General features: G+C 65.4%; 19 protein-coding genes. 15 read left to right on the top strand and 4 right to left on the bottom strand.

Going from position 1 to position 19,182, the window contains the following annotated elements:
* The first annotated feature begins 96 nt into the window (after positions 1 to 96).
* From HLA91_RS13410 to HLA91_RS13395, 4 genes are read left to right on the top strand one after another with little or no spacing between them, the layout of a single operon-like run.
* On the top strand, positions 97 to 303 hold the full coding sequence (locus tag HLA91_RS13410; RefSeq protein WP_170275100.1) for a DUF4190 domain-containing protein: 207 nt from the start codon (positions 97 to 99) through the stop codon (positions 301 to 303).
* Between the two features lie 3 nt (positions 304 to 306).
* Positions 307 to 1,197 carry a 16S rRNA (cytidine(1402)-2'-O)-methyltransferase gene (gene rsmI, locus HLA91_RS13405; RefSeq protein WP_204514214.1) on the top strand — a complete coding sequence of 297 codons (891 nt, stop codon included), beginning with the start codon at positions 307 to 309 and terminating at the stop codon, positions 1,195 to 1,197.
* Positions 1,198 to 1,208: 11 nt separating this feature from the next.
* Entirely contained in the window at positions 1,209 to 2,873 is a 1,665-nt protein-coding gene (gene metG / locus HLA91_RS13400) for a methionine--tRNA ligase (RefSeq protein ID WP_170275099.1), read from the top strand.
* A gap of 6 nt (positions 2,874 to 2,879) precedes the next feature.
* Entirely contained in the window at positions 2,880 to 3,803 is a 924-nt protein-coding gene (locus HLA91_RS13395; RefSeq protein ID WP_170275098.1) for a TatD family hydrolase, read from the top strand.
* Positions 3,804 to 3,830: 27 nt separating this feature from the next.
* Here the strand turns inward: HLA91_RS13395 and HLA91_RS13390 are convergent, their stop codons facing one another.
* Positions 3,831 to 4,505, bottom strand: a complete 675-nt coding sequence (locus HLA91_RS13390; protein ID WP_170275097.1) for a hypothetical protein — start codon at positions 4,503 to 4,505, stop codon at positions 3,831 to 3,833.
* A 315-nt stretch (positions 4,506 to 4,820) separates the two neighbouring features.
* Between HLA91_RS13390 and HLA91_RS13385 the strand changes: the two genes are divergently transcribed.
* The 4 genes from HLA91_RS13385 to groL all read left to right on the top strand — a co-directional run bounded on the left by HLA91_RS13385 (position 4,821) and on the right by groL (position 9,169).
* Positions 4,821 to 6,041 (top strand): ubiquitin-like domain-containing protein, encoded by a 1,221-nt coding sequence (locus tag HLA91_RS13385; RefSeq protein WP_170275096.1) that lies wholly within the window; start codon positions 4,821 to 4,823, stop codon positions 6,039 to 6,041.
* A 250-nt stretch (positions 6,042 to 6,291) separates the two neighbouring features.
* Positions 6,292 to 7,011 carry a formate/nitrite transporter family protein gene (locus HLA91_RS13380; RefSeq protein WP_338076814.1) on the top strand — a complete coding sequence of 240 codons (720 nt, stop codon included), beginning with the start codon at positions 6,292 to 6,294 and terminating at the stop codon, positions 7,009 to 7,011.
* A 222-nt stretch (positions 7,012 to 7,233) separates the two neighbouring features.
* Positions 7,234 to 7,527 (top strand): co-chaperone GroES, encoded by a 294-nt coding sequence (groES, locus tag HLA91_RS13375; protein WP_170275095.1) that lies wholly within the window; start codon positions 7,234 to 7,236, stop codon positions 7,525 to 7,527.
* Positions 7,528 to 7,576: 49 nt separating this feature from the next.
* Positions 7,577 to 9,169 (top strand): chaperonin GroEL, encoded by a 1,593-nt coding sequence (gene groL, locus HLA91_RS13370; protein ID WP_170275094.1) that lies wholly within the window; start codon positions 7,577 to 7,579, stop codon positions 9,167 to 9,169.
* Positions 9,170 to 9,251: 82 nt separating this feature from the next.
* Here the strand turns inward: groL and HLA91_RS13365 are convergent, their stop codons facing one another.
* Positions 9,252 to 10,814 (bottom strand): class I adenylate-forming enzyme family protein, encoded by a 1,563-nt coding sequence (locus HLA91_RS13365; protein WP_170275093.1) that lies wholly within the window; start codon positions 10,812 to 10,814, stop codon positions 9,252 to 9,254.
* 97 nt (positions 10,815 to 10,911) lie between these two features.
* Here HLA91_RS13365 and HLA91_RS13360 point away from each other — a divergent pair, with 97 nt between their 5' ends.
* Both HLA91_RS13360 and HLA91_RS13355 read left to right on the top strand, forming a co-directional pair.
* Complete coding sequence (locus tag HLA91_RS13360) at positions 10,912 to 11,529, top strand: TetR family transcriptional regulator (protein WP_102161851.1); 618 nt, start codon at positions 10,912 to 10,914, stop codon at positions 11,527 to 11,529.
* Complete coding sequence (locus HLA91_RS13355; RefSeq protein WP_102161850.1) at positions 11,526 to 13,226, top strand: acyl-CoA dehydrogenase family protein; 1,701 nt, start codon at positions 11,526 to 11,528, stop codon at positions 13,224 to 13,226. Before HLA91_RS13360 ends, HLA91_RS13355 begins: the two co-directional genes overlap by 4 nt.
* A gap of 12 nt (positions 13,227 to 13,238) precedes the next feature.
* On the opposite strand, the gene HLA91_RS13350 is transcribed toward HLA91_RS13355, so the two are convergent.
* A complete protein-coding gene (locus tag HLA91_RS13350; protein WP_102161849.1) occupies positions 13,239 to 13,640 on the bottom strand; it encodes an HsmA family protein in 402 nt (133 codons plus the stop codon).
* 277 nt (positions 13,641 to 13,917) lie between these two features.
* Here HLA91_RS13350 and HLA91_RS13345 point away from each other — a divergent pair, with 277 nt between their 5' ends.
* From HLA91_RS13345 to HLA91_RS13330, 4 genes are all read left to right on the top strand, one after another.
* Positions 13,918 to 14,172: a TetR/AcrR family transcriptional regulator gene (locus HLA91_RS13345; protein ID WP_146004339.1), complete on the top strand. Its 255-nt coding sequence runs from the start codon at positions 13,918 to 13,920 to the stop codon at positions 14,170 to 14,172.
* A gap of 17 nt (positions 14,173 to 14,189) precedes the next feature.
* Positions 14,190 to 15,203 (top strand): pseudouridine synthase, encoded by a 1,014-nt coding sequence (locus HLA91_RS13340; protein ID WP_102161847.1) that lies wholly within the window; start codon positions 14,190 to 14,192, stop codon positions 15,201 to 15,203.
* 65 nt (positions 15,204 to 15,268) lie between these two features.
* Entirely contained in the window at positions 15,269 to 16,198 is a 930-nt protein-coding gene (locus tag HLA91_RS13335) for a hypothetical protein (RefSeq protein ID WP_146004338.1), read from the top strand.
* A 495-nt stretch (positions 16,199 to 16,693) separates the two neighbouring features.
* Positions 16,694 to 16,942, top strand: coding sequence for a hypothetical protein (locus HLA91_RS13330; protein ID WP_102161844.1), 249 nt, complete (start codon positions 16,694 to 16,696; stop codon positions 16,940 to 16,942).
* Here the strand turns inward: HLA91_RS13330 and HLA91_RS13325 are convergent.
* Positions 16,899 to 17,504, bottom strand: a complete 606-nt coding sequence (locus HLA91_RS13325) for a GNAT family N-acetyltransferase (RefSeq protein WP_102161843.1) — start codon at positions 17,502 to 17,504, stop codon at positions 16,899 to 16,901. The two genes, HLA91_RS13330 and HLA91_RS13325, sit on opposite strands and share 44 nt — an antisense overlap.
* Positions 17,505 to 17,656: 152 nt before the next feature.
* Here HLA91_RS13325 and guaB point away from each other — a divergent pair, with 152 nt between their 5' ends.
* Positions 17,657 to 19,180 (top strand): IMP dehydrogenase, encoded by a 1,524-nt coding sequence (gene guaB / locus HLA91_RS13320; RefSeq protein WP_102161842.1) that lies wholly within the window; start codon positions 17,657 to 17,659, stop codon positions 19,178 to 19,180.
* Positions 19,181 to 19,182 lie beyond the last annotated feature (2 nt).

Below are 19,182 nucleotides of genomic sequence, written 5' to 3'. Positions count from 1 at the left end.
TCGCCCGCATTCGTACTGCGGAGACCTCGCTCCAGCGCAGTTCGAGGAACACTACTACACTGAAACCAGTCGGCCAGAGGTGGCTGACGTACCGCTATGAGCTCTCCACCGAACTCAGGGCGATCCATCCTCGGCCACATCGCCAAGAGCCAGATCAAGCGCACCGGTGAGACCGGCGACAACCTGGCCACCTGGGGTCTCATCGTCGGCTACGTCATCGTCGGGCTCGTCGTGCTGTTCTGGGTGGCCTACTTCGTCTTCATCTTCCTCATCATCGGCGCCGGCGTGATGAGCAGCTCCTGACCGGTGAGCGAACCCAGCCACCGCGCAGCTGACACCGGCAGCCGGCCCGCACCCGAGACCTCGGCGGCGGGCCGGCTGACCCTTGTCGGCACTCCGATCGGCAACCTCGACGACGCCTCAGCCCACATGCGGGCCGCGATCGAGTCCGCCGATGTCATCGCCGCTGAGGACACCCGCCGGTTCCTCGGCTTGGCCGAACGACTCGGACTCCGCCACACCCGGGAGATCACCAGCCTGTTCGATCACAATGAGCAGGCCAAAGCCGAATCCCTCATCGACGAGGTCGCAGCCGGCAGGCACGTCGTGCTCCTCACCGATGCCGGGATGCCGGCCGTCTCCGACCCCGGCTACCGGGTCGTCGCTGCCGCCTACGCCCGCGGCGTCACCGTCACCACCGCCTCGGGCCCGTCAGCGGTCATCACCGCACTCGCCCTGTCCGGGCTGCCGAGCGACCGGTTCGCCTTCGAGGGATTCCTGCCGCGCAAGGCAGGGGAGCGGCGCAGGAAGCTGGGCGCACTGGCCGCCGATGAGCGCACGCTCGTGTGCTTCGAAAGCCCCCACCGGCTCGTCGACGCGCTCGCCGACCTGGAGGCCGCATGCGGACCCGACCGGCAGATCGCAGTGTGCCGGGAGCTGACGAAGACCTACGAAGAGGTCATCCGCGGCACCATCGCCGAGGTGCGCGCGCGAGTCGGCGACGGGGTGCGCGGGGAGATCACCCTCGTCATCTCCGGGGCCTCACCCGAAGCCGCCGACGCCGGTGACTACATCGAGGAGATGCGCAGGCTCGTCGACGCCGGCATGCGGGTCAAGGACGCTGCCGGAGAAGTCGCCACCCGGCACGGGGTGTCCAAGCGGCAGGCGTATGAAACGTACCTGCAGGCGGAGCGTTAGACTGAGCGTCTATGACGTTCTACCTCACCACAGCGATCGCCTACCCCAACGGCACCCCGCACATCGGCCACGCCTACGAGTACGTCGCCGCCGACATCATCGCCCGGTTCAAGCGACTCGACGGCGAGCAGGTGTTCTTCCTCACCGGCACCGATGAGCACGGGCTGAAGATGCAGCAGACCGCCCAGCGTGAGGGCATCACCAGCCGCGAGCTCGCCGACCGCAACGCCGCCGAATTCCGGCACCTGCAGGATGTGCTCGGCTCGACGTACGACCGGTTCATCCGCACCACCGACACCGACCACTACGCGGCCAGCCAGGAGCTGTGGCGGCGCATGGAGGCCGCCGGCGACATCTACCTCGACTCCTACTCGGGCTGGTACTCCGTGCGCGATGAAGCGTACTTCGCCGAAGACGAGACCGAGGTGCGCGACGGCGTGCGCGTGGCGGTGTCCTCCGGTGCCGAGGTGACGTGGACGGAGGAGGAGTCCTACTTCTTCCGGCTCTCCCGCTACGCCGAACCGCTGCTGAAGCTCTACGAAGAGCGCCCGGAGTTCTTCGGCCCTGAGGGCCGCCGCAACGAGATCGCCTCCTTCGTCCGCTCAGGCCTGAACGACCTGTCGATCTCCCGGACCACCTTCGACTGGGGTGTGCCGGTGCCCGGCGATGAGAAGCACGTGATGTACGTGTGGGTCGACGCGCTGACGAACTACCTCACCGGTGCCGGCTTCCCCGGCGAAGCCAGCTCCGGCGACCGGTTCGGGCAGGTGTGGCCGCCGGACGCGCAGATCATCGGCAAGGACATCGCCCGCTTCCACGCCGTGTACTGGCCAGCCTTCCTCATGAGCGCCGGCATCACCCTGCCCGAGCGCATCCACGCCCACGGCTTCCTCTTCAACGCAGGCGAGAAGATGTCGAAATCCGTCGGCAACGTCGTCGACCCCTACGACCTCATCGACGCCTTCGGACTCGACACCCTGCGCTTCTTCCTGCTGCGCGAGATCTCCTACGGCCAGGACGGCTCCTACTCACAGGAGTCGATCATCACCCGCAAGAACACCGATCTGGCCAACGAGTACGGCAACCTCGCCCAGCGCTCCCTGTCGATGGTCGCCAAGAACTGCGGCGGCCAGGTGCCCACCCCAGGCTCACTCACCGCCGAGGACGAGGAGCTGCTGGCACTGGCCCGCGGCGTGCTGCCCGAGGCGCGCCGGCATGTCGATGTGCAGAACCTGCACCTCTACGTCGGCGCCTGCTGGAAGGTGCTGTCCGAGGCGAACAAGTACTTCTCCGCCCAGGAGCCCTGGAAGCTGAAGAAGACCGACACCGCCAGGATGGAGACCGTGCTGTGGGTGACCCTGGAGGTCGTGCGCATCATCACGCTGCTCATCCAGCCGGTGATGCCCGAATCGACTGGCAAGATCCTCGACCAGCTCGGTGTGCCGGCAGGCGACCCAGCCGCAGCAGCCGGTGCCCGCAACGTCCATGCCGCCAATAAGGGCGCCCCGGCGATCACCCCGGTGCACGTCGGCGGAGCCGCAGAGGGCGCAGGCGACCCGGAGACAGGCCGGCCCGAACCGGCCCGCCTGTTCACCGCAATCGACACCCCGCTGGCCGCCGGCACGCCGCTGCCCAAGCCGGCCCCGGTGTTCCCCAAGTTCCAGGTGGAGGAGTAAGGCTCAATGGCATCACGGGCTGCAGGCACGTATCCCGAGGTTCCCCCACCGCTGAGCACCCCCGGCGTCGACACCCACTGCCACCTCGACATCGGCGTGGGCGCACGCGGGCCGATCAAGGACGGCGAACCCGCCCCCGAGGTCGAACCCGAAGCAGACGAGACCTTCCCGCCGCTGTCGTTCTTCCACGACACCGCGATGGCCGCCAACATCACGCGCATCGTGCAGATCGGCTGCGAGATGGCCTCGGCCCGGTGGACTGCCGAGGTTGTCGCCGCCGAGGCCGCCGCCGGTCGCGACTGGATGCTCGGCGGGGTGGCGATCCACCCGAACGAGGCGCCCCGGCTGGCAGCCGCAGGCCTGCTGGAGGAGTCGCTGACCGAGATCGAGCAGCTCGCCAGTGCCGGGCGGATCCGGGTGGTCGGCGAGACCGGGCTCGACTACTACCGCACCGCCGACGACGGTGCGGCCGACCAGCAGGAGTCCTTCCGCGCCCACATCGAGATCGCCAAGCGGCTCGACAAGGTGCTTCAGATCCACGACCGCGAAGCGCACGCTGATGTTCTGCGCATCCTCGAAGAAGAAGGGGCCCCGGAGAAGACGGTGTTCCACTGCTTCTCCGGTGATGCCGAGATGGCCCGCTACTGTGCTGAGCGCGGCTACTACATGTCCTTTGCTGGCAACGTCACCTTTAAGCGCTCCGATGACCTGCGGCACGCGGCATCGGTGGTGCCCGATGGGTTGCTGCTGACCGAGACCGACGCGCCGTTCCTCACCCCGCACCCGCACCGCGGCAAGCCCGGCGGGCCGTACATGACGGCCCTGACCGTCCGCATGCTCGCCGAAGTGCGCGGCGTCGACGAGGACCACATCGCCGGGACCGTCGGCGAGAACGCCGAGCGGATCTTCGGTTCCTGGGCGCTGAGCTGAACGTCCCGGTCGGCTGAGCAGCCTGGGCTAGCCGCGGGTCGCGTGGCCCACGGCTTTCTCGATCTGGGCTGCGGTGAGCAGGCCACGGAAGTTGATGACCTGCGAGACGAACAGCAGCACGAGAGACGTGCACAGCCACGCGATGAAGGCACCGGCGATCGTCCACGCTTGCCGGCGCACCTCGGCGGCGACTTCGTCGGACGTATTGGTGATGACCATGGAATCGGCCAGCATCGGCAGCAGCCCGGCCACCAGGCCCAGCAGTGCTGTCACCCCGAGGGCGATGAGATACAGGATGATGAGCACCCGCGGGAACACACTGGCCGGCATCGCCCGGTAAGCCAGCCCGCCGCGCAGCGACTGCAGGGCCGCCCGGGCGCGAAAGCCCACGGCACCGAGCAGGATGAGCAGCCCGTGGACAGCGAGCCAGACGAGCAGCGGCACGACAGCCAGGCCGGCGAGCTCCCGGACGCCGGCGGCATCCTCGGCCGTCGGGGCCAGATCCGGCAGCCAGCTGAGCATTGCGTAGAACCAGCCGCTGGCGAAGATGAGGAACCCGGCTGCCGAGAAGATGAGCGTGCTGACAAGCTGCCGGTTGAGCCGATTGCGCAGCATGCGGATCTGCGGATGACGGCTGACGGGATCGCCCAGCCAGCTGGAGGGGGCCGCACCGGAGGGGAATGCGCGAGTGGGCTCGGACATACGGAGCACATTACGGCGAAACCGGCTGCTGCAGGACTCCCGCCCGCTTGCCGAACGTCATGTGTAACACCGCCTGTGACCCGCCGCCAGCCGCAGATTCGGGCCGCTGACCAGCGACGACGTCAGGCTTCAGCGCGGTCTATGTCACAGCTTTGCAATGTTGGTAACGAATCGGTTACGCTGGGTCTCGTTGTCTTCACGCCTGCCGTCGATCCAGCGGCGCAGACGGGCCCGCACACAGCAGGCCGGACAGCCACTCACTTGGGGCCCGCCACCGCGGGTCTTCACTGCAGAGAGTCTATTGGGGTAGTTTTCGTGATTCCTTCTATTCGCAATCGCAAGGTGCAGATCGTCGCGCAGTCGGTCGTCATCTCCGCGCTCGTCGGCGGCACCGGTGCCTTCGTGGCACTGAACAAGCCCGTCAACGTCACGGTCGACGGCGAAGCCGAGCAGGTCCGCAGCTTCGGCTCGACCGTCGACGACGTGCTCGCCGCACAGGACATCACGCTCGACGAGCGCGACCAGGTCCAGCCCAGCCGCAGCACCCAGGTCGAACGCGACATGAACATCGTCGTGAACAAGGCCAAGGACCTCGACCTCACCGTCGACGGCAAGCCGATGGACGAATGGACCAACGCCTCGACCGTCGGACAGGCCCTGGCCGACCTCGGCATCGAACACGAGGGTGCTGAGGTTTCCGCCTCGCTGGATGACAAGATCAGCGACGGCGAGACCATCGACGTCACCACCGCGAAGACCGTCAACGTCATGGCCGACGGCAAGACTCAGCCTGTCGAGGCCGCCTCGAAGACCGTCCAGGATGTCATCAGCGAAGCCGGCATCGAGCTCGGCACCGACGACATCACGTCTGCCCCGCTGACCTCCAACGTCTACGACGGTCAGGTCGTCAATGTCATGCGCGTGGTCAACGAAGAGAAGACCGAGACCGAGACGATCAAGAAGAAGGTCACCGTCAAGAAGGACTCCTCGCTGCCGCGCGGTGAGAAGAAGGTCGAGAAGAAGGGCAAGGACGGCAAGCGCGAGGTTGTCTTCAAGGTCCGCACGGTCAACGGCGATGAGGTCAGCCGCGAAGAGGTCTCCTCCAAAGACATCGAGAAGCCGGTCGAAGAGGTCGTCGTCGAGGGCACCAAGGCTCCGGAGAAGAAGCGCGAATCCGACAAGGGCTCGCGGAGCAAGGACGAGCGCGGCTCCGGCGGCTCGGACAACTCCGAAGGCAACGACTCCGACAACTCCGAGGACAACTACTCCGGCAGCATGACCACCGCCCAGATCAAGGAGATGCTCGGCGGACCCGGCTCCAAGTGGTACTCGGTCGCCAAGTGCGAGTCGAACTTCAACCCGCGGGCGATCAATCAGTCCAACCGCGCCCACTTCGGGCTCTTCCAGTTCAAGCTCGCCACGTGGCGCTCCGTCGGCGGCTCCGGCAATCCGATCGATGCCAGCCCCCAGGAGCAGTTCAAGCGCGCCAAGATCCTGCAGAAGAAGGCAGGATGGGGACAGTGGGCCTGCGCCTGATCTGAAGCCAGCCATCACCTCGGGCCCGGTCATCGTACCGGGCCCGAGGTGTGTCATCCCGTACCCTGGTCAGGTGGCCAGACGCCTGGAAGGGGGCATCCGTGAAGAAGTCGCAGACCGACATCGATGAAGCCGAGCAGCGCCGCCGGCTGGGCAACTCCGACTTCGACATCGAACCGGAGCTGCTCACGAAGCCGCCGCCACGGTCTCCACCGGCGCCAAGCGGCTCAACCGCACGTGGGTCGAGCTCATCATCACCGGCTTGTTCGGCGGCATCGACGTCTCCTTCGGCATCCTCGCGATGATCCTCGTGCTGCAGGCCACCGGCAGCGACATCCTCGCCGGCATGGCCTTCGGCATCGGCATGTTCGCCCTCAAGATGGCCCACTCGGAGCTGTTCACCGAGGAGTTCCTGCTGCCCATCCACGCGATCGCAGCCGGACAGGGCACCTGGCTCCAGCTGCTGCGGCTGTGGAGCGTCAAACTCGTGACCAACCTCGCCGGCGGCTTCGCCTTCATGTGGCTGACGGTGCTCGCCCTGCCGGACTACCACGGCACCCTCGTCGACAAGGCGGCCAGCTACGTCGACAATCCCTCGCTGCTCGTGATGATCTGCCTGTCGCTGCTCGCCGGTGCCTCCATCACGCTCACCACCCGCATGCAGCAGGGCACCGCCAACCACGTCGTCTTCGCTGTCATCTCGATGATCTCCGGGCTCATCGTCATCGGGCTGGGTCTGCTGCACGGTGCACTCAACGCGATGATCATCTTCGGCGCGATGGTCGCCGGAGCTGACATCTCGGTCACGGACTTCCTTGTGTGGATGGCGATCGTCATCCCGTTCAACATGCTCGGCGGGCTGCTCATCATCACGCTGCCGCGGATGGCGCGCACGTGGCGTATCCTGCGGGCAGTGCGCCGCGGTGAGCTGAGCTTCGAAGACCTCGAAGAAGAGGCAGCCCGCGACTGAGCCTGCGTGCTGGCTGCGGTTCCACGACGGAATTGGCACTCGAGTTGACCGAGTGCCAAGCAGCGCTCTAGAGTCGAATTAGCACACTAAGCCAATGAGTGCTAACAGCCCCTGAAGCGGATCGGCACGCTCGGCACCCGCGACGACGAGCAGGCCACAGCACCACCCAGTGCCCGCCGCAGGACGCTGTTGAGGACTACAGACAAAGGAGAGTGTCCGCACATGTCGGTCTCCATCAAGCCGCTCGAAGATCGGATCGTCATCCGTCAGGTTGAAGCCGAGCAGACCACTGCATCCGGCCTCGTCATCCCTGACACCGCCAAGGAGAAGCCGCAGGAAGGCGAAGTCGTCGCCGTGGGCCCGGGTCGCGTCGCCGACAACGGCACCCGCGTGCCGCTCGACGTCGCCGTGGGTGACAAGGTCATCTACTCCAAGTACGGCGGCACCGAGGTCAAGTACGCAGGTGAGGAATACCTCGTGCTCTCGGCGCGTGACGTGCTCGCCGTCATCGGCTGAGCATCTGCGCCTGAGCAGACTGTTCGTACTTCACAGAAGGAAGTGACACATGGCTAAAACACTTCAGTTCAACGACGACGCGCGCAAGGCCCTTGAGCGCGGCGTCAACGTGCTGGCCGACACCGTCAAGGTGACCCTCGGCCCGCGCGGCCGCAACGTCGTGCTCGACAAGCAGTGGGGCGCTCCGACCATCACCAACGATGGTGTGACGATCGCCCGCGAGGTCGAACTCGACGATCCGTACGAGAATCTCGGCGCCCAGCTGGCCAAGGAAGTCGCCACCAAGACCAACGACGTCGCCGGTGACGGCACCACGACTGCGACCGTGCTCGCTCAGGCCTTCGTCCACGAGGGCCTGCGCAACGTCGCTGCCGGTGCCGCCCCCAGCCAGCTCAAGCTCGGCATCGAGAAGGCCGTCGAACTCGTTGAGGAGAAGCTGCGGGAGACCGCCCGCGACGTCTCCGGCTCCGAGGAGATCGCCCACGTCGCCGCGCTGTCGGCGCAGTCGCGTGAGATCGGCGAGATGATCGCCGAGGCCTTCGACAAGGTCGGCAAGGACGGCGTCATCACCATCGACGAGAGCCAGGCCGCATCGGTCGAGCTCGAGTTCACCGAGGGCATGCAGTTCGACAAGGGCTACCTGTCGCCGTACTTCGTCACCGACGCAGACCGCCAGGAAGCCGTCCTCGACGACCCCTACATCCTCATCAACCAGGGCAAGATCTCCAACATCCAGGAGCTGCTCCCGGTGCTGGAGAAGGTGCAGCAGGCCTCCAAGCCGCTGCTCATCGTCGCTGAGGACGTCGAGGGCGAGGCTCTTTCGACCCTCGTGGTCAACAAGCTGCGCGGCATCCTCAACGTCGCTGCCGTCAAGGCACCGGGCTTCGGCGACCGCCGCAAGGCGATCCTGGAAGACCTCGCCGTGCTCACCGGCGGCACCGTCGTCACCGCCGATATGGGCATGAAGCTCGACCAGGTGACGCTCGACGATCTGGGCAACGCCCGCACCGTCACCGTCACCAAGGATTCGACGACCGTCGTCGACGGTGCCGGTTCCGATGATGCCGTGTCCGACCGGGTGGCGCAGATCCGCGCCGAGGTCGAGAACACCGATTCGGACTGGGACCGCGAGAAGCTGCAGGAGCGCCTGGCCAAGCTGGCCGGCGGCGTGGCAGTCATCAAGGTCGGTGCCGCGACCGAGGTGGAGCTCAAGGAGCGCAAGCACCGCGTCGAGGACGCAGTGTCGGCCACCCGTGCCGCCATCGAAGAGGGCATCGTCGCCGGCGGCGGCGCAGCCCTCGTCCATGCCGGCAAGGCCCTGGAGAACGTCGACCTCGGCATCTCGGGCGACGCCCAGACCGGCCTGACGATCGTGCGCCGCGCGATCGGCGAGCCGCTGCGCTGGATCGCCGAGAACGCCGGCCAGGACGGCTACGTCGTCGCCTCGAAGGTCGCAGAACTCGACGCCGGTCAGGGCTTCAACGCCGCCACCGGCGAGTACGGCGATCTTATCGCTCAGGGCATCATCGACCCGGTCAAGGTGACCCGTTCGGCGCTGCGCAACGCAGCCTCGATCGCAGCGCTCGTGCTCACCACCGAGACCCTCGTGGTGGAGAAGCAGGAAGACGAGGACGAGGACTGACCCTCTGCCTCTGAGCCTGCCTCAGCACTGACACTGCGCCCCTGGGAGAACCTCCCAGGGGCGCAGTGCTGTCATCAGGCAATCAATCGGTTGTGTCCGTCACCTGGTCCTTAGCCCCAGGGTCTTCGGACACCTGGCTGCGCAGGACATGCTTGAGGAGCTTTCCTGATGGGTTGCGGGGCAGAGCTTCGGCGATGACAACTTCGCGTGGAATCTTGTAGCGAGCAAGACTGCCTGCAAGGTGGTCACGCAAGTCCTCGGTGCCGAGTTCCTCCCCGTCGGAGGTCGTTACGAACGCCACGATCTGCTCGCCCCAATCTGGGTCGGGACGACCGACGACCGCAACGTCAGCAACGCGTGGATGAGAGCTGATCGCTTCCTCAACTTCGAGCGAGTAGACGTTTTCACCACCGACGATGATGACGTCTTTCAGCCGGTCGACGATGTAGAGAAATCCGTCTTCATCGATCCTGGCAACATCGCCAGTTCGGTACCAGTCGCCTTCGAATACGGCTGCTGTGGCTTGAGGGTCGTTGAGGTACTCTCTCATGCGGGTATCCCCGGCGAACCACACTTCGCCTGTCTGCCCCGGCCCAGCATCTCGACCATCGGCGTCGACGACGCGCATTCGATTGCCGATCATGGCAGCCCGGCCGATAGACCCAGCTTTTCGCAACTGATCTTCGGGTCTGAGGAAGCACCCGGTTGGTCCCATTTCGCTCATGCCGAAGACGTTGTAGAAATTTTCTGATTCGTACCCGCTGATAAGCCGTCGAAGCGTTCCCGCATCAGTCGGTGCGCCTCCGTAGAGCCACCGTCTCATCGAGCTGAAGTCATAAGCACTTGAGAAGTCCTGTTCCAGCTGTTTTGCTGCCATCATCGGCGCAAGGTAGGCGATAGGAGGTCCAAAGAACGTTGTCGTTCTTTCGCTCTGAATGAGCTTCATCGTCTCGACTGGGTGGTACTCACGGTGCAGCACCGTGGTTCCACCGACGGCGATCATCGGCATGAAGCAGATATTGAGAGGAGCGGAGTGCCAGAGCGGCATGGCGATGAGATACCGATCGTCAGAATCAAACCCGAGGTTCAAGGCGATGAGCAGAGCCGCCTGGGCGATTGAACGGTGGGAGTGCACGCAGCCTCGCGGAGCGCTGGTCGTCCCTGATGTGTAGAGGATTTGGGCGACATCCTCGTCGTGCAATTCAGGCAATTGGTCAGGTCGCAACGGCTCATGTTGGGCAATGGCTTCATCCAGTTCGCCGGTAGCCGGGTCGGTCGTGATCCATTTCGTATCCGGTGCGCCCGCCATAGCGGTTTCGAGAAGTTCAGGACTGACGATTCCGAGATCCAGTTCCGCATGGTTGACGGTGTACTCGACCTCGGGAGCCTGCATCTTGTGATTGAGCGGCACGAGCGTGGCGCCGAGATACCACACACCAAATGCTCCGATCGCAAAACCGGGCACGTTGTAAGCCATGATTCCGACGCGGCTTCCCGGCCCCACGCCGCGCTTTCGCAGGTAGGCTGCCGCGCGCAGACTCTGCTCTTGGAATTGAGCGAAAGTCAGCCGAATGTCTCCGGCGACAAGGGCTTCAGCCTCGGGGAATCGTTCGACCGAGCCTTCCAGCATCGTGGTGAGCTTCATTGCTCCTCCTGTTCTTTTGATGCGACGTGTGCCACACTGACACCTATTGAACCATGGTTCAATTTTTCAGGGAAGGTCTGCCGGCGAAAGGGAGTCGATGTATCGAAAGACCGCCCGTGAGCGCAGGCGCATTGCGGAACGCGAGCGATCGATTGCGGAAGGGACGCGGAAAGTTGTGGGTCGCTCAGGCTTCCACTCCGCGACGATCAAAGCCGTCGCTGCTGAAGTTGGCTGTTCAACCGGTCTGATCTACCGCTACTTCTCCAACCGCGATGAATTGCTGCGTCGGACCTTCGCCCACACGTCAGGTCATGAGCTGGACGCGATCGTTGCAGCTACTGCTGAAGCCGAAACACTCGCCGAACTTGTCGATCAGTACGTGGGTACCTTCTGTGCCCGAGCATTCGCCAACCAGATGCTTGCGCGCGCCCTGCTCTTCGATGACGTTCCGCACGTGGTGTACACCGAGCGTCTGGCGTTTCGCGCTGATTATGCCGCCGTCTGCGCTGCAGGGATCGAGCGATTGTCTGCTGGGATTGGGCTGAGCCAAGACCCTCACGTGCTCGGTCGCATGATTGTCGGGATGGTGACGGAGGTGCTGACCGAGCCCCTACTGTCATCTGAACCAGTCTCGGCAAGAGAGCAGGGGCGTCTGATCGGCCTGTTGACCGCAGCTGGCCGAAGAATCTTAGAACTCAATGAGGAGACAATGTGACTACGGATCATCGCCACCCTGCTGCGGGTGGACACCAAACTCACGCGGTGTTCAATCAGGCTCCGCAGCGAACCGACATTGACGAATACTCGTCGAACGCTGCGCTAGTCGACTCCGTGTCGGCGTTCGCCCCCTCGGCAGATACCTCGACGTTAGAGGAAATCGGAGAGCTGATCGGAAGTAGTGACTATCAGCGCGACGCAGAACTGGCCAACATCTACACACCGGTTCTCCACACTCATGATCGGTGGGGCAATCGAATTGACGACGTCGAATTCCATCCTGCCTACCATCGCGTGATTGCGGCCTCACTCGAACGGTCAACCCACTCGCTGGCGTGGAACCGCGCAGATGAAGGGGCCGAGGTGGAACGCGCAGCACGTTCATTCCTTTTCAGCCAGATTGAGCCCGGCCACGGGTGCCCTGTCTCGATGACGCATGCCGCGGTTGCCTCGCTCCAGTTCAACAGCGAACTGGCTGAGTTCTGGATCCCGCGCGCGACCCACGCCGGATACGATCCACGACGCATAGACCCGGCAGAGAAGAACGCTGTCACTTTCGGCATGGCGATGACAGAGAAGCAGGGTGGCTCCGACGTCCGCGCCAACACCACACAGGCGGTGGCAGCGCAGGATGGGACCTATAGGCTGACCGGGCACAAATGGTTCTGTTCGGCACCGCAGTCGGACGCTTTCCTCGTGCTTGCGCAGCTGCCTGAAGGGGTCAGCTGCTTCGTGGTTCCGCGAGTGCTTCCCGGCGGAGAGCTCAACGTATTCCGCATCCAGCGACTGAAGAACAAATTGGGCAACAGGTCGAACGCTTCGTCGGAAATCGAGATGGATGAGACGGTGGGCTGGCTGCTGGGAGAACCCGGTCGTGGCGTCCGCTCCATCATCGAGATGGTTTCGCGGACGCGTTTCGACTGCGTCATCGGTTCCGCTGCGGGAATGCGACAGGGCGTAGCGGAAGCCGCATGGCATACACGGCATCGAAGCGCTTTCGGAGCGCGACTTGTGGATCAGCCGCTCATGCGATCAGTGATTGCAGATCTCCAGCTCGAAGCTGAAGCCGCAACATGGAGCGCGCTGCACCTTGCCAGCCTTTACGAAAGGCCCCAGGGCAACTCTGAGACTGCCGAGGCGGCCGCACTACGAAGGCTGACAACGGCGGTAGCAAAGTACTGGGTCTGCAAGCGTGGGCCCGAGCACGCATATGAGTCCCTTGAGTGTCTCGGAGGCAACGGGTACACGGAGGATTTCCCTTTGGCTCGGCGGTATCGCGAACAGCCCGTCCTGGCGGTCTGGGAGGGCTCCGGCAACGTCATTGTTCTCGATGTGCTGCGTGCGCTGGCCCGCGAGCCGCACGCGGCAAAGGCATTCCTTGCATTCCTCGAGACGGGACTCGGATCGGACGGGGCCTACGACCATGCGTACGAGCGATTGGCCCGCAGGCTGACCGAGGCTCAAGAGGTGCTTTCGGTCGACGGGTCGCGCGAGGCAGTCGCTAGGCTGCAGGCGAGTGGCCGAGTTCTTGTCGAGCAGATGGCATTGCTTTACCAGTCGGCGGTCCTCAGAGCCTATGCATCGTCTGAGGTAGCTGCCGCGTTCGTCACGGCGCGGCTCGGCCGTGACCGAGGCAGAGAGTACGGTGCGCTGCCAGAGGGAGTGGCCGTCGATCTGCTGGTGGAGCGAGCGTGACAGGCGGCGGTCTCAACCGAGCATCGAGGCGGCCATGCCGGTGAAGTAGGGCACCAGCCAGATGATCCACACGATGAGCGAGAAGCGGTGGAAGGTCTGCTTGGCCTCCTCAGTGCCGCGGATCATGACGATGAGCGCCCACACGAAGTGGATAGCCATGAGCAGCAGGGCCAGCGCGCCGGTGATCGCCATCGTCGTGCCGAGGATCCCGGCTGCCGTGCCGGTGAACAGGTCCGATTCGCCGGAGGCGGCGATGCGGCGCATGAACTCGGTGCCCGTGGCATCGCAGACGAGCCCGAGTCCGAAGAACACGACATGGGTCCATGTCAGGCTCTTGCGCAGGTGCTCGGCCCATACGCCGATGGTGTAGAAGACCAGAGCCAGGGTGATGAAGATGATCGCAGGTGTCAGCATGCCTCCATCGTCGCCCGCCAGGCAGCGGTGCACATCGGGCCGGCGGCTGATCCTGCCATCATCCGAACGGTTGATTCCCGGAAGTTGATACTGCGTGTCCAGCCGAATGGAATCCCTGCTGAAGTGTGAGATTCTCTCGCGATGCCGGTGTGTTTAACAGTTGCGATACGACAAGCCGTTAATGTGATCTAGATCACATCGAACGGTGACACTGCCGTTCAAGCGCGACCGGATCTCACGCTTCGCGCAGCGCTGCGCGCTGGCAGAGGAGCATACGATGACCACCCGTCGCACGATCCAAGCCCGCGACCGGGCAGTGCTGCGTCGCCGTGAGATCCTCGAGGCCGCGCGTCACGAGATCTCAGCCAACGGCATCATCGACGTCTCGATGAAGCGCGTGGCCCTGCTGGCCGGCTGTTCGGTCGGCACCCTCTACACCTACTTCGGCTCCCGCTTCAGCACGGCCGAACGCCGCGCCTTCGCCGACCAGATGACCCACCTGTACCTGCGGGCAACCGGGGAGAACTGCTGAACCCGTAGGCTGGGCGTATGCCCCGCAGCCCACTGCCCCCACGCGAGGGGATCACCGCCACGCGCCTGCGCGCCCCCGGCGGGCATGAGACCCACGCCCTGGCCGACGCCCCGGTGCCGGCCAGCGTCGGCGAGATGCTCGCCGCTCTTGTCCCGGACTCCACCCCCGAGGCGCGGGCTGCGCTGGTCACCGAGGGCCGCCTGTGCACGGCCGAGGCCGGGCCGGCCCGGCTGGAGGACCCGGTCATCCCCGGAGCGTTCTACTGGTTCCACCGCCCGGTGCCGCCCGAGCGGCGCGTGCCGTTCGAGATCGGCATCGTGGCAGAAGACGAGGACCTGCTCGTCATCGACAAGCCCCACTTCCTCGCCAGCACCCCCAACGGCCGGTTCGTGCGCGAATGCGCTGTCACCCGGCTGCGCGTCAACCGCAGCGAACCCGATCTCGTCGCCATCCACCGCCTCGACCGGGTGACCGCGGGACTGCTGGTGCTCTCGCGCCGGCCGGAGACCCGCGGACGCTATCAGCGGCTGTTCCAGGACCGGACGGTGACGAAGACCTACCGGGCACTGGCAGTCCTGCCGCCGGGCTTCGATCCCGGCACGCTGCCCGGTGAGCGCCGCACCCGGCTGGAGAAGACGGCCGGTGACCGGCAGGTCCGCGAAGTCGACGGCGAGCCCAACACCCACACCCGGATCCGGCTGGCAGCCGTGCACGAGGTGACAGGCACCCGCCAGGCGCGCACCGCCTCGGGCACGGGGGAGGAGCGTGTGCGGATCGGGGAGTTCGAGCTGCAGCCGGTGACCGGCAAAACCCATCAGCTGCGCGTGCATATGCACGCGATCGGCCTGCCGATCCTCGGCGACCCGGTCTACCCGGTCGATCGCAACCCGGACCCGTACGACTTCTCCTCGCCCCTGCAGCTGCTGGCATCCACACTCGTCTTCACCGATCCGCTGACCGGACAGGAGCGGACCTTCACCACCAACCTGCAGCTCGGTTCTGCTGCCGCGTGGGCGCAGCTGGGCGGATGAGGATGTCACAGGGCTGCCACAGCAGCGCAACCTGAGGTGCACCGAGGCGCTATTACAGTGGCACCATGACCGATCCCAACCAGCCGCCGTACCCGACGGTGCCCCCGCAGCCTCCGCGCCCGCCCGGGCAGTGGGCGCCACGGCCGTCGCAGCCAGGGCAGCGTGTGCCGCACCCGCAGGGCGGGGAGCCGTACATGTACGCCCCCGGTGTGCCGCGGGTTGATGGCCGCTATGACCTCAGCGAACTCGACCGGCAGCGGGAGGAGGTCTTCTCCGACGAGAAGCCGATCAGGTGGCTGTCGCGCTTCGGTCGCGGCGTGCTCGTCAGCCTCGGGCTAAGCGTGGGAGGGGTCGTCATCGTCTGGCTGGCCGGCGCGGAGATGCTGTCGACCAATACGGAAAAGGTCATCCCGGCCGAGGACACGGGACTCATGGGCCTGATCGTCCTCGTCGTCCTGTCCTGGATGTTCCCGCTCATGGACTACAACATGGTCATCTCCACCGTCTCCCAGAAGTGGCTGCCGGTGACGGTGTTCGTCTTCGCGACCTCTGCCGTGCACGCCGGGCTGCTGACAGTCTCGACCCTGGTGTGGCCGTACGTGGCTGACTTCGTCCCATCGGGACTCTTCATCGACAGCTGGGAAGCGGATGCGGCACACCTGCTCGTGGTGTTCCTGTGCTGCTGGGCCGTGACGCTCTCGGTTGCCGGTGGGGCTGTCTTCATGGTGCGCATGATGGCGGTCAACCCGATCATCGCCTTCATCTTCGGCGGCGGCTGGGTGCTCGGCAGCCTGGTCCTCGCAGTCGTCATCGTCATGTTCTTCAAGGATGTGCCGGCCTACGAGACGGTGGACATCATCGTCCCTGTCGGGATCGTCCTCGCTGTTGTCGTCGCCATGGTCGTGTGCCTCATGCCGATCACAAGCCTGCGCAGGAAGCCGCAGGAGCCCACCGGCCCTGTCGGCGGCCCCTTTGCAGGAGGCCATCGTCAATGAGCCACCCGTCTGAGCACGCCGACCGGCAGCCACCGGCACCTCCTGCAGCCCAGCCCCAGGTGCCCCCGCCGCCTCCGGGCTATCCCGGCATCGACCGCGGCGGGGCCTTCCAGACGCAACGGCCGTATCGCCAGGAGCCACCGGCGCAGCAGCCCCATCGCCAGCAACCAGTACAACAACCGGTGCAGCAGCCACCGGAACCTGGCATCAGGCGCCGGTACCCCGGGCAGCACCCTCGACATCGCACCCGGCAGGCGCGGGCACATCAGCTACCTCATCGCCGTCACCGTCATCATCGCCGCAGCCCTGACCGCAGCGTCAGCCTTCTGGCCGCTGTTCACCGACTTCCCCGTCTCCGACCGGTTCGTCGACGACTGGCAGCCGACTGCCAAGCGTCACGCCGCAGTCTTCCTGCTGTGCTGGACGGCAAGCCTTGCCTCGCTCGGGGCCACCATCGTCATCCCGCACCTGCTCAAGAGCCGTGAGGCGCTGGCGATGGCACTCGGGCTGCCGCTGTTCCTCATCGGTCTCGGCACTATGGCCGGGCTCATCTTCTTCCTCAAGGAGCTGCCCGCCAGCCAGTCGGGCCTCATCTTCATCATCACCGGAATCGCAATCCCGGTTCTCCTCATCCTCGACAGCCTCATCGGCGTGCTCACCGTCGCGACCTACCGGCGGATCGCCGAACGCGACGCGGACCTCAGCGGCCCGCCAGCCGGTGCTCCAGTCCCCGCTTCACCGTGAGCCACTCGCAGGCGATGATCGAATAGACAGCGGTGTCGCGCAGCACCCCGTCGAGCAGCTGGTGGGAGCGCAGCACCCCATCGGGCTTCGCGCCGAGGCGTTCGATCGCCGCCCGGGACTGGAAGTTGTGGAAATGCGTGCGGAACTCCACCGCAATGCAGTCAAGAACCTCGAACGCCCGGGTGAGCAGCAGCAGCTTCGCCTCCGCATTCACCCCAGTGCCCTGCACGGCAGGAGACAGCCACGTCGAACCGATCTCGACCCGCCGGTTGGCCGCATCGATGTTCATGAACGTCGTCATGCCCACCGGCCGGCCGTCGGCTATGACCGTGAACGGCGCCATGGACCCAGCTGCCTGCAGGCCCTGCCGGCGCACGATCTCATCAGCCATCGCCTCGGGCGCGGGCACACTCGTCACCCACGAGGACGGGAGATCACCGGCAGCGGCGGCCAGCACCTCGGCGTCGGAGACCTCGACCCGGCGCAGCAGCACCCGTGTGCCGGCCAGCTGCGGGGTCGCGGCGAAGGCGTGGGGAACAGACACATCATCGTGATCGCTCATGGGCTCAAGTGTAGACCGCGCCTGAGGCGTGGGCAGACTCACAGCCGGAGCTGCAGGCGGGCCTTGTCCTGGGTGTGGTGCCGGGCCGCTGCGACGGACTACGATTGAGCCAGCGACCCCACGCCGTATTCCGCCTCGGGAGGTAGACACAGGTGAACATCGAGCAGCACTTCAAAGCAGCGGAGGATCCTTTCGCGTTGACCGGACTGACCTACGACGATGTGCTGCTGCTGCCCGGGGACACCGACGTCATCCCGTCCGAGGCCTCGACGACGACGCGGCTGACGCGTGAGATCGACATCAACGTCCCGCTGGTCTCAGCGGCGATGGACACCGTCACCGAATCCCGCATGGCGATCGCCATGGCCCGCATCGGCGGCATCGGCATCCTGCACCGCAACCTGAGCAAAGAAGACCAGGCCGAGCAGGCCGACTACGTCAAGCGCAGCGAATCGGGCATGATCAACAACCCGCTGACGATCACCGCCGACCGCAGCCTGACCGAACTCGATCAGCTGTGCGGCCAGTACCGGATCTCCGGGCTGCCGGTCGTCGACGAGAACAATGTGCTGGTCGGCATCATCACCAACCGCGACCTGCGCTTCGTCTCCCGCAAGGACTTCGACACCACCACCGTCGGTGAGATCATGACCCGCGCTCCGCTCATCACCGCGCCGGTCGGTGTGTCAGCCGAACGGGCCTTCGAACTGCTGGCCGAGAACAAGATCGAGAAGCTGCCGCTGGTCGACGATGCCAACGTCATCCGCGGTCTCATCACCGTCAAGGACTTCGTCAAGAGCGAGGAGTACCCGCTGGCGACGAAGGACGATGAGGGCCGGCTGCGCGTCGGTGCTGCCGTCGGCTTCTACGGCGACGCATACGATCGCGCCGGACTGCTGGCCGAAGCCGGCGTTGATGTGCTCGTCGTCGACACCGCCAACGGCCACGCCCGCGGAGTCACCGAGATGATCCGCGCCCTGAAGAAGGACCCGAAGTTCGCTAGCGTCCAGATCATCGGCGGCAATGTCGCCACCCGGCACGGGGCGCAGGCGCTCATCGACGCCGGAGCCGATGCCATCAAGGTCGGTGTGGGCCCTGGTTCGATCTGCACCACCCGGGTCGTCGCTGGTGTGGGCGTGCCGCAGGTGACCGCCATCCACCTGGCCCACCAGGCCGCCCGTGAAGCCGGCGTGCCGGTGATCGGCGACGGCGGACTGCAGTACTCCGGCGACATCGGCAAGGCGCTTGTCGCCGGTGCCGACTCCGTCATGGTCGGCTCCCTGCTCGCCGGCTGCAATGAGAGCCCCGGTGAACTCATCTTCGTCAATGGCAAGCAGTACAAGGCCTACCGGGGCATGGGTTCGCTCGGTGCGATGGCCCCGCGCAAGGGCGCCTCGTACTCCAAGGACCGCTACTTCCAGGCCGATGTGTCGACCGACACCGACCTCATCCCCGAGGGCGTCGAGGGCCGGGTCGCCTACCGCGGTGAGCTCAAGCAGGTCGCCTATCAGCTCACCGGCGGGCTGCGGCAGACGATGTTCTACGTCGGCGCGCGTACGATCCCTGAGCTCAAGGAGAAGGGCCAGTTCGTCCGCCTCACCGCAGCCGGACTCAAGGAGAGCCATCCGCACGACATCCAGATGACGGTCGAGGCACCGAACTACACGGTGAAGTGACA

The organism is Brevibacterium luteolum (assembly GCF_013004595.1).
GTDB lineage: Bacteria > Actinomycetota > Actinomycetes > Actinomycetales > Brevibacteriaceae > Brevibacterium > Brevibacterium luteolum.
Note: the sequence above shows the minus strand (reverse complement) of the source record. Positions and strands in the feature narration are given on the sequence as shown.

What these genes read in the sequence shown, in the direction of transcription:
- HLA91_RS13410 (WP_170275100.1), top strand. Translation starts at nt 97, where the DNA reads ATGAGCTCTCCACCGAACTCAGGGCGATCCATCCTCGGCCACATCGCC.
- metG (WP_170275099.1), top strand. Translation starts at nt 1,209, where the DNA reads ATGACGTTCTACCTCACCACAGCGATCGCCTACCCCAACGGCACCCCG.
- HLA91_RS13395 (WP_170275098.1), top strand. Translation starts at nt 2,880, where the DNA reads ATGGCATCACGGGCTGCAGGCACGTATCCCGAGGTTCCCCCACCGCTG.
- HLA91_RS13390 (WP_170275097.1), bottom strand. Translation starts at nt 4,505, where the DNA reads ATGTCCGAGCCCACTCGCGCATTCCCCTCCGGTGCGGCCCCCTCCAGC.
- groES (WP_170275095.1), top strand. Translation starts at nt 7,234, where the DNA reads ATGTCGGTCTCCATCAAGCCGCTCGAAGATCGGATCGTCATCCGTCAG.
- groL (WP_170275094.1), top strand. Translation starts at nt 7,577, where the DNA reads ATGGCTAAAACACTTCAGTTCAACGACGACGCGCGCAAGGCCCTTGAG.
- HLA91_RS13365 (WP_170275093.1), bottom strand. Translation starts at nt 10,814, where the DNA reads ATGAAGCTCACCACGATGCTGGAAGGCTCGGTCGAACGATTCCCCGAG.
- HLA91_RS13360 (WP_102161851.1), top strand. Translation starts at nt 10,912, where the DNA reads ATGTATCGAAAGACCGCCCGTGAGCGCAGGCGCATTGCGGAACGCGAG.
- HLA91_RS13350 (WP_102161849.1), bottom strand. Translation starts at nt 13,640, where the DNA reads ATGCTGACACCTGCGATCATCTTCATCACCCTGGCTCTGGTCTTCTAC.
- HLA91_RS13345 (WP_146004339.1), top strand. Translation starts at nt 13,918, where the DNA reads ATGACCACCCGTCGCACGATCCAAGCCCGCGACCGGGCAGTGCTGCGT.
- HLA91_RS13340 (WP_102161847.1), top strand. Translation starts at nt 14,190, where the DNA reads ATGCCCCGCAGCCCACTGCCCCCACGCGAGGGGATCACCGCCACGCGC.
- HLA91_RS13335 (WP_146004338.1), top strand. Translation starts at nt 15,269, where the DNA reads ATGACCGATCCCAACCAGCCGCCGTACCCGACGGTGCCCCCGCAGCCT.
- HLA91_RS13330 (WP_102161844.1), top strand. Translation starts at nt 16,694, where the DNA reads ATGGCACTCGGGCTGCCGCTGTTCCTCATCGGTCTCGGCACTATGGCC.
- HLA91_RS13325 (WP_102161843.1), bottom strand. Translation starts at nt 17,504, where the DNA reads ATGAGCGATCACGATGATGTGTCTGTTCCCCACGCCTTCGCCGCGACC.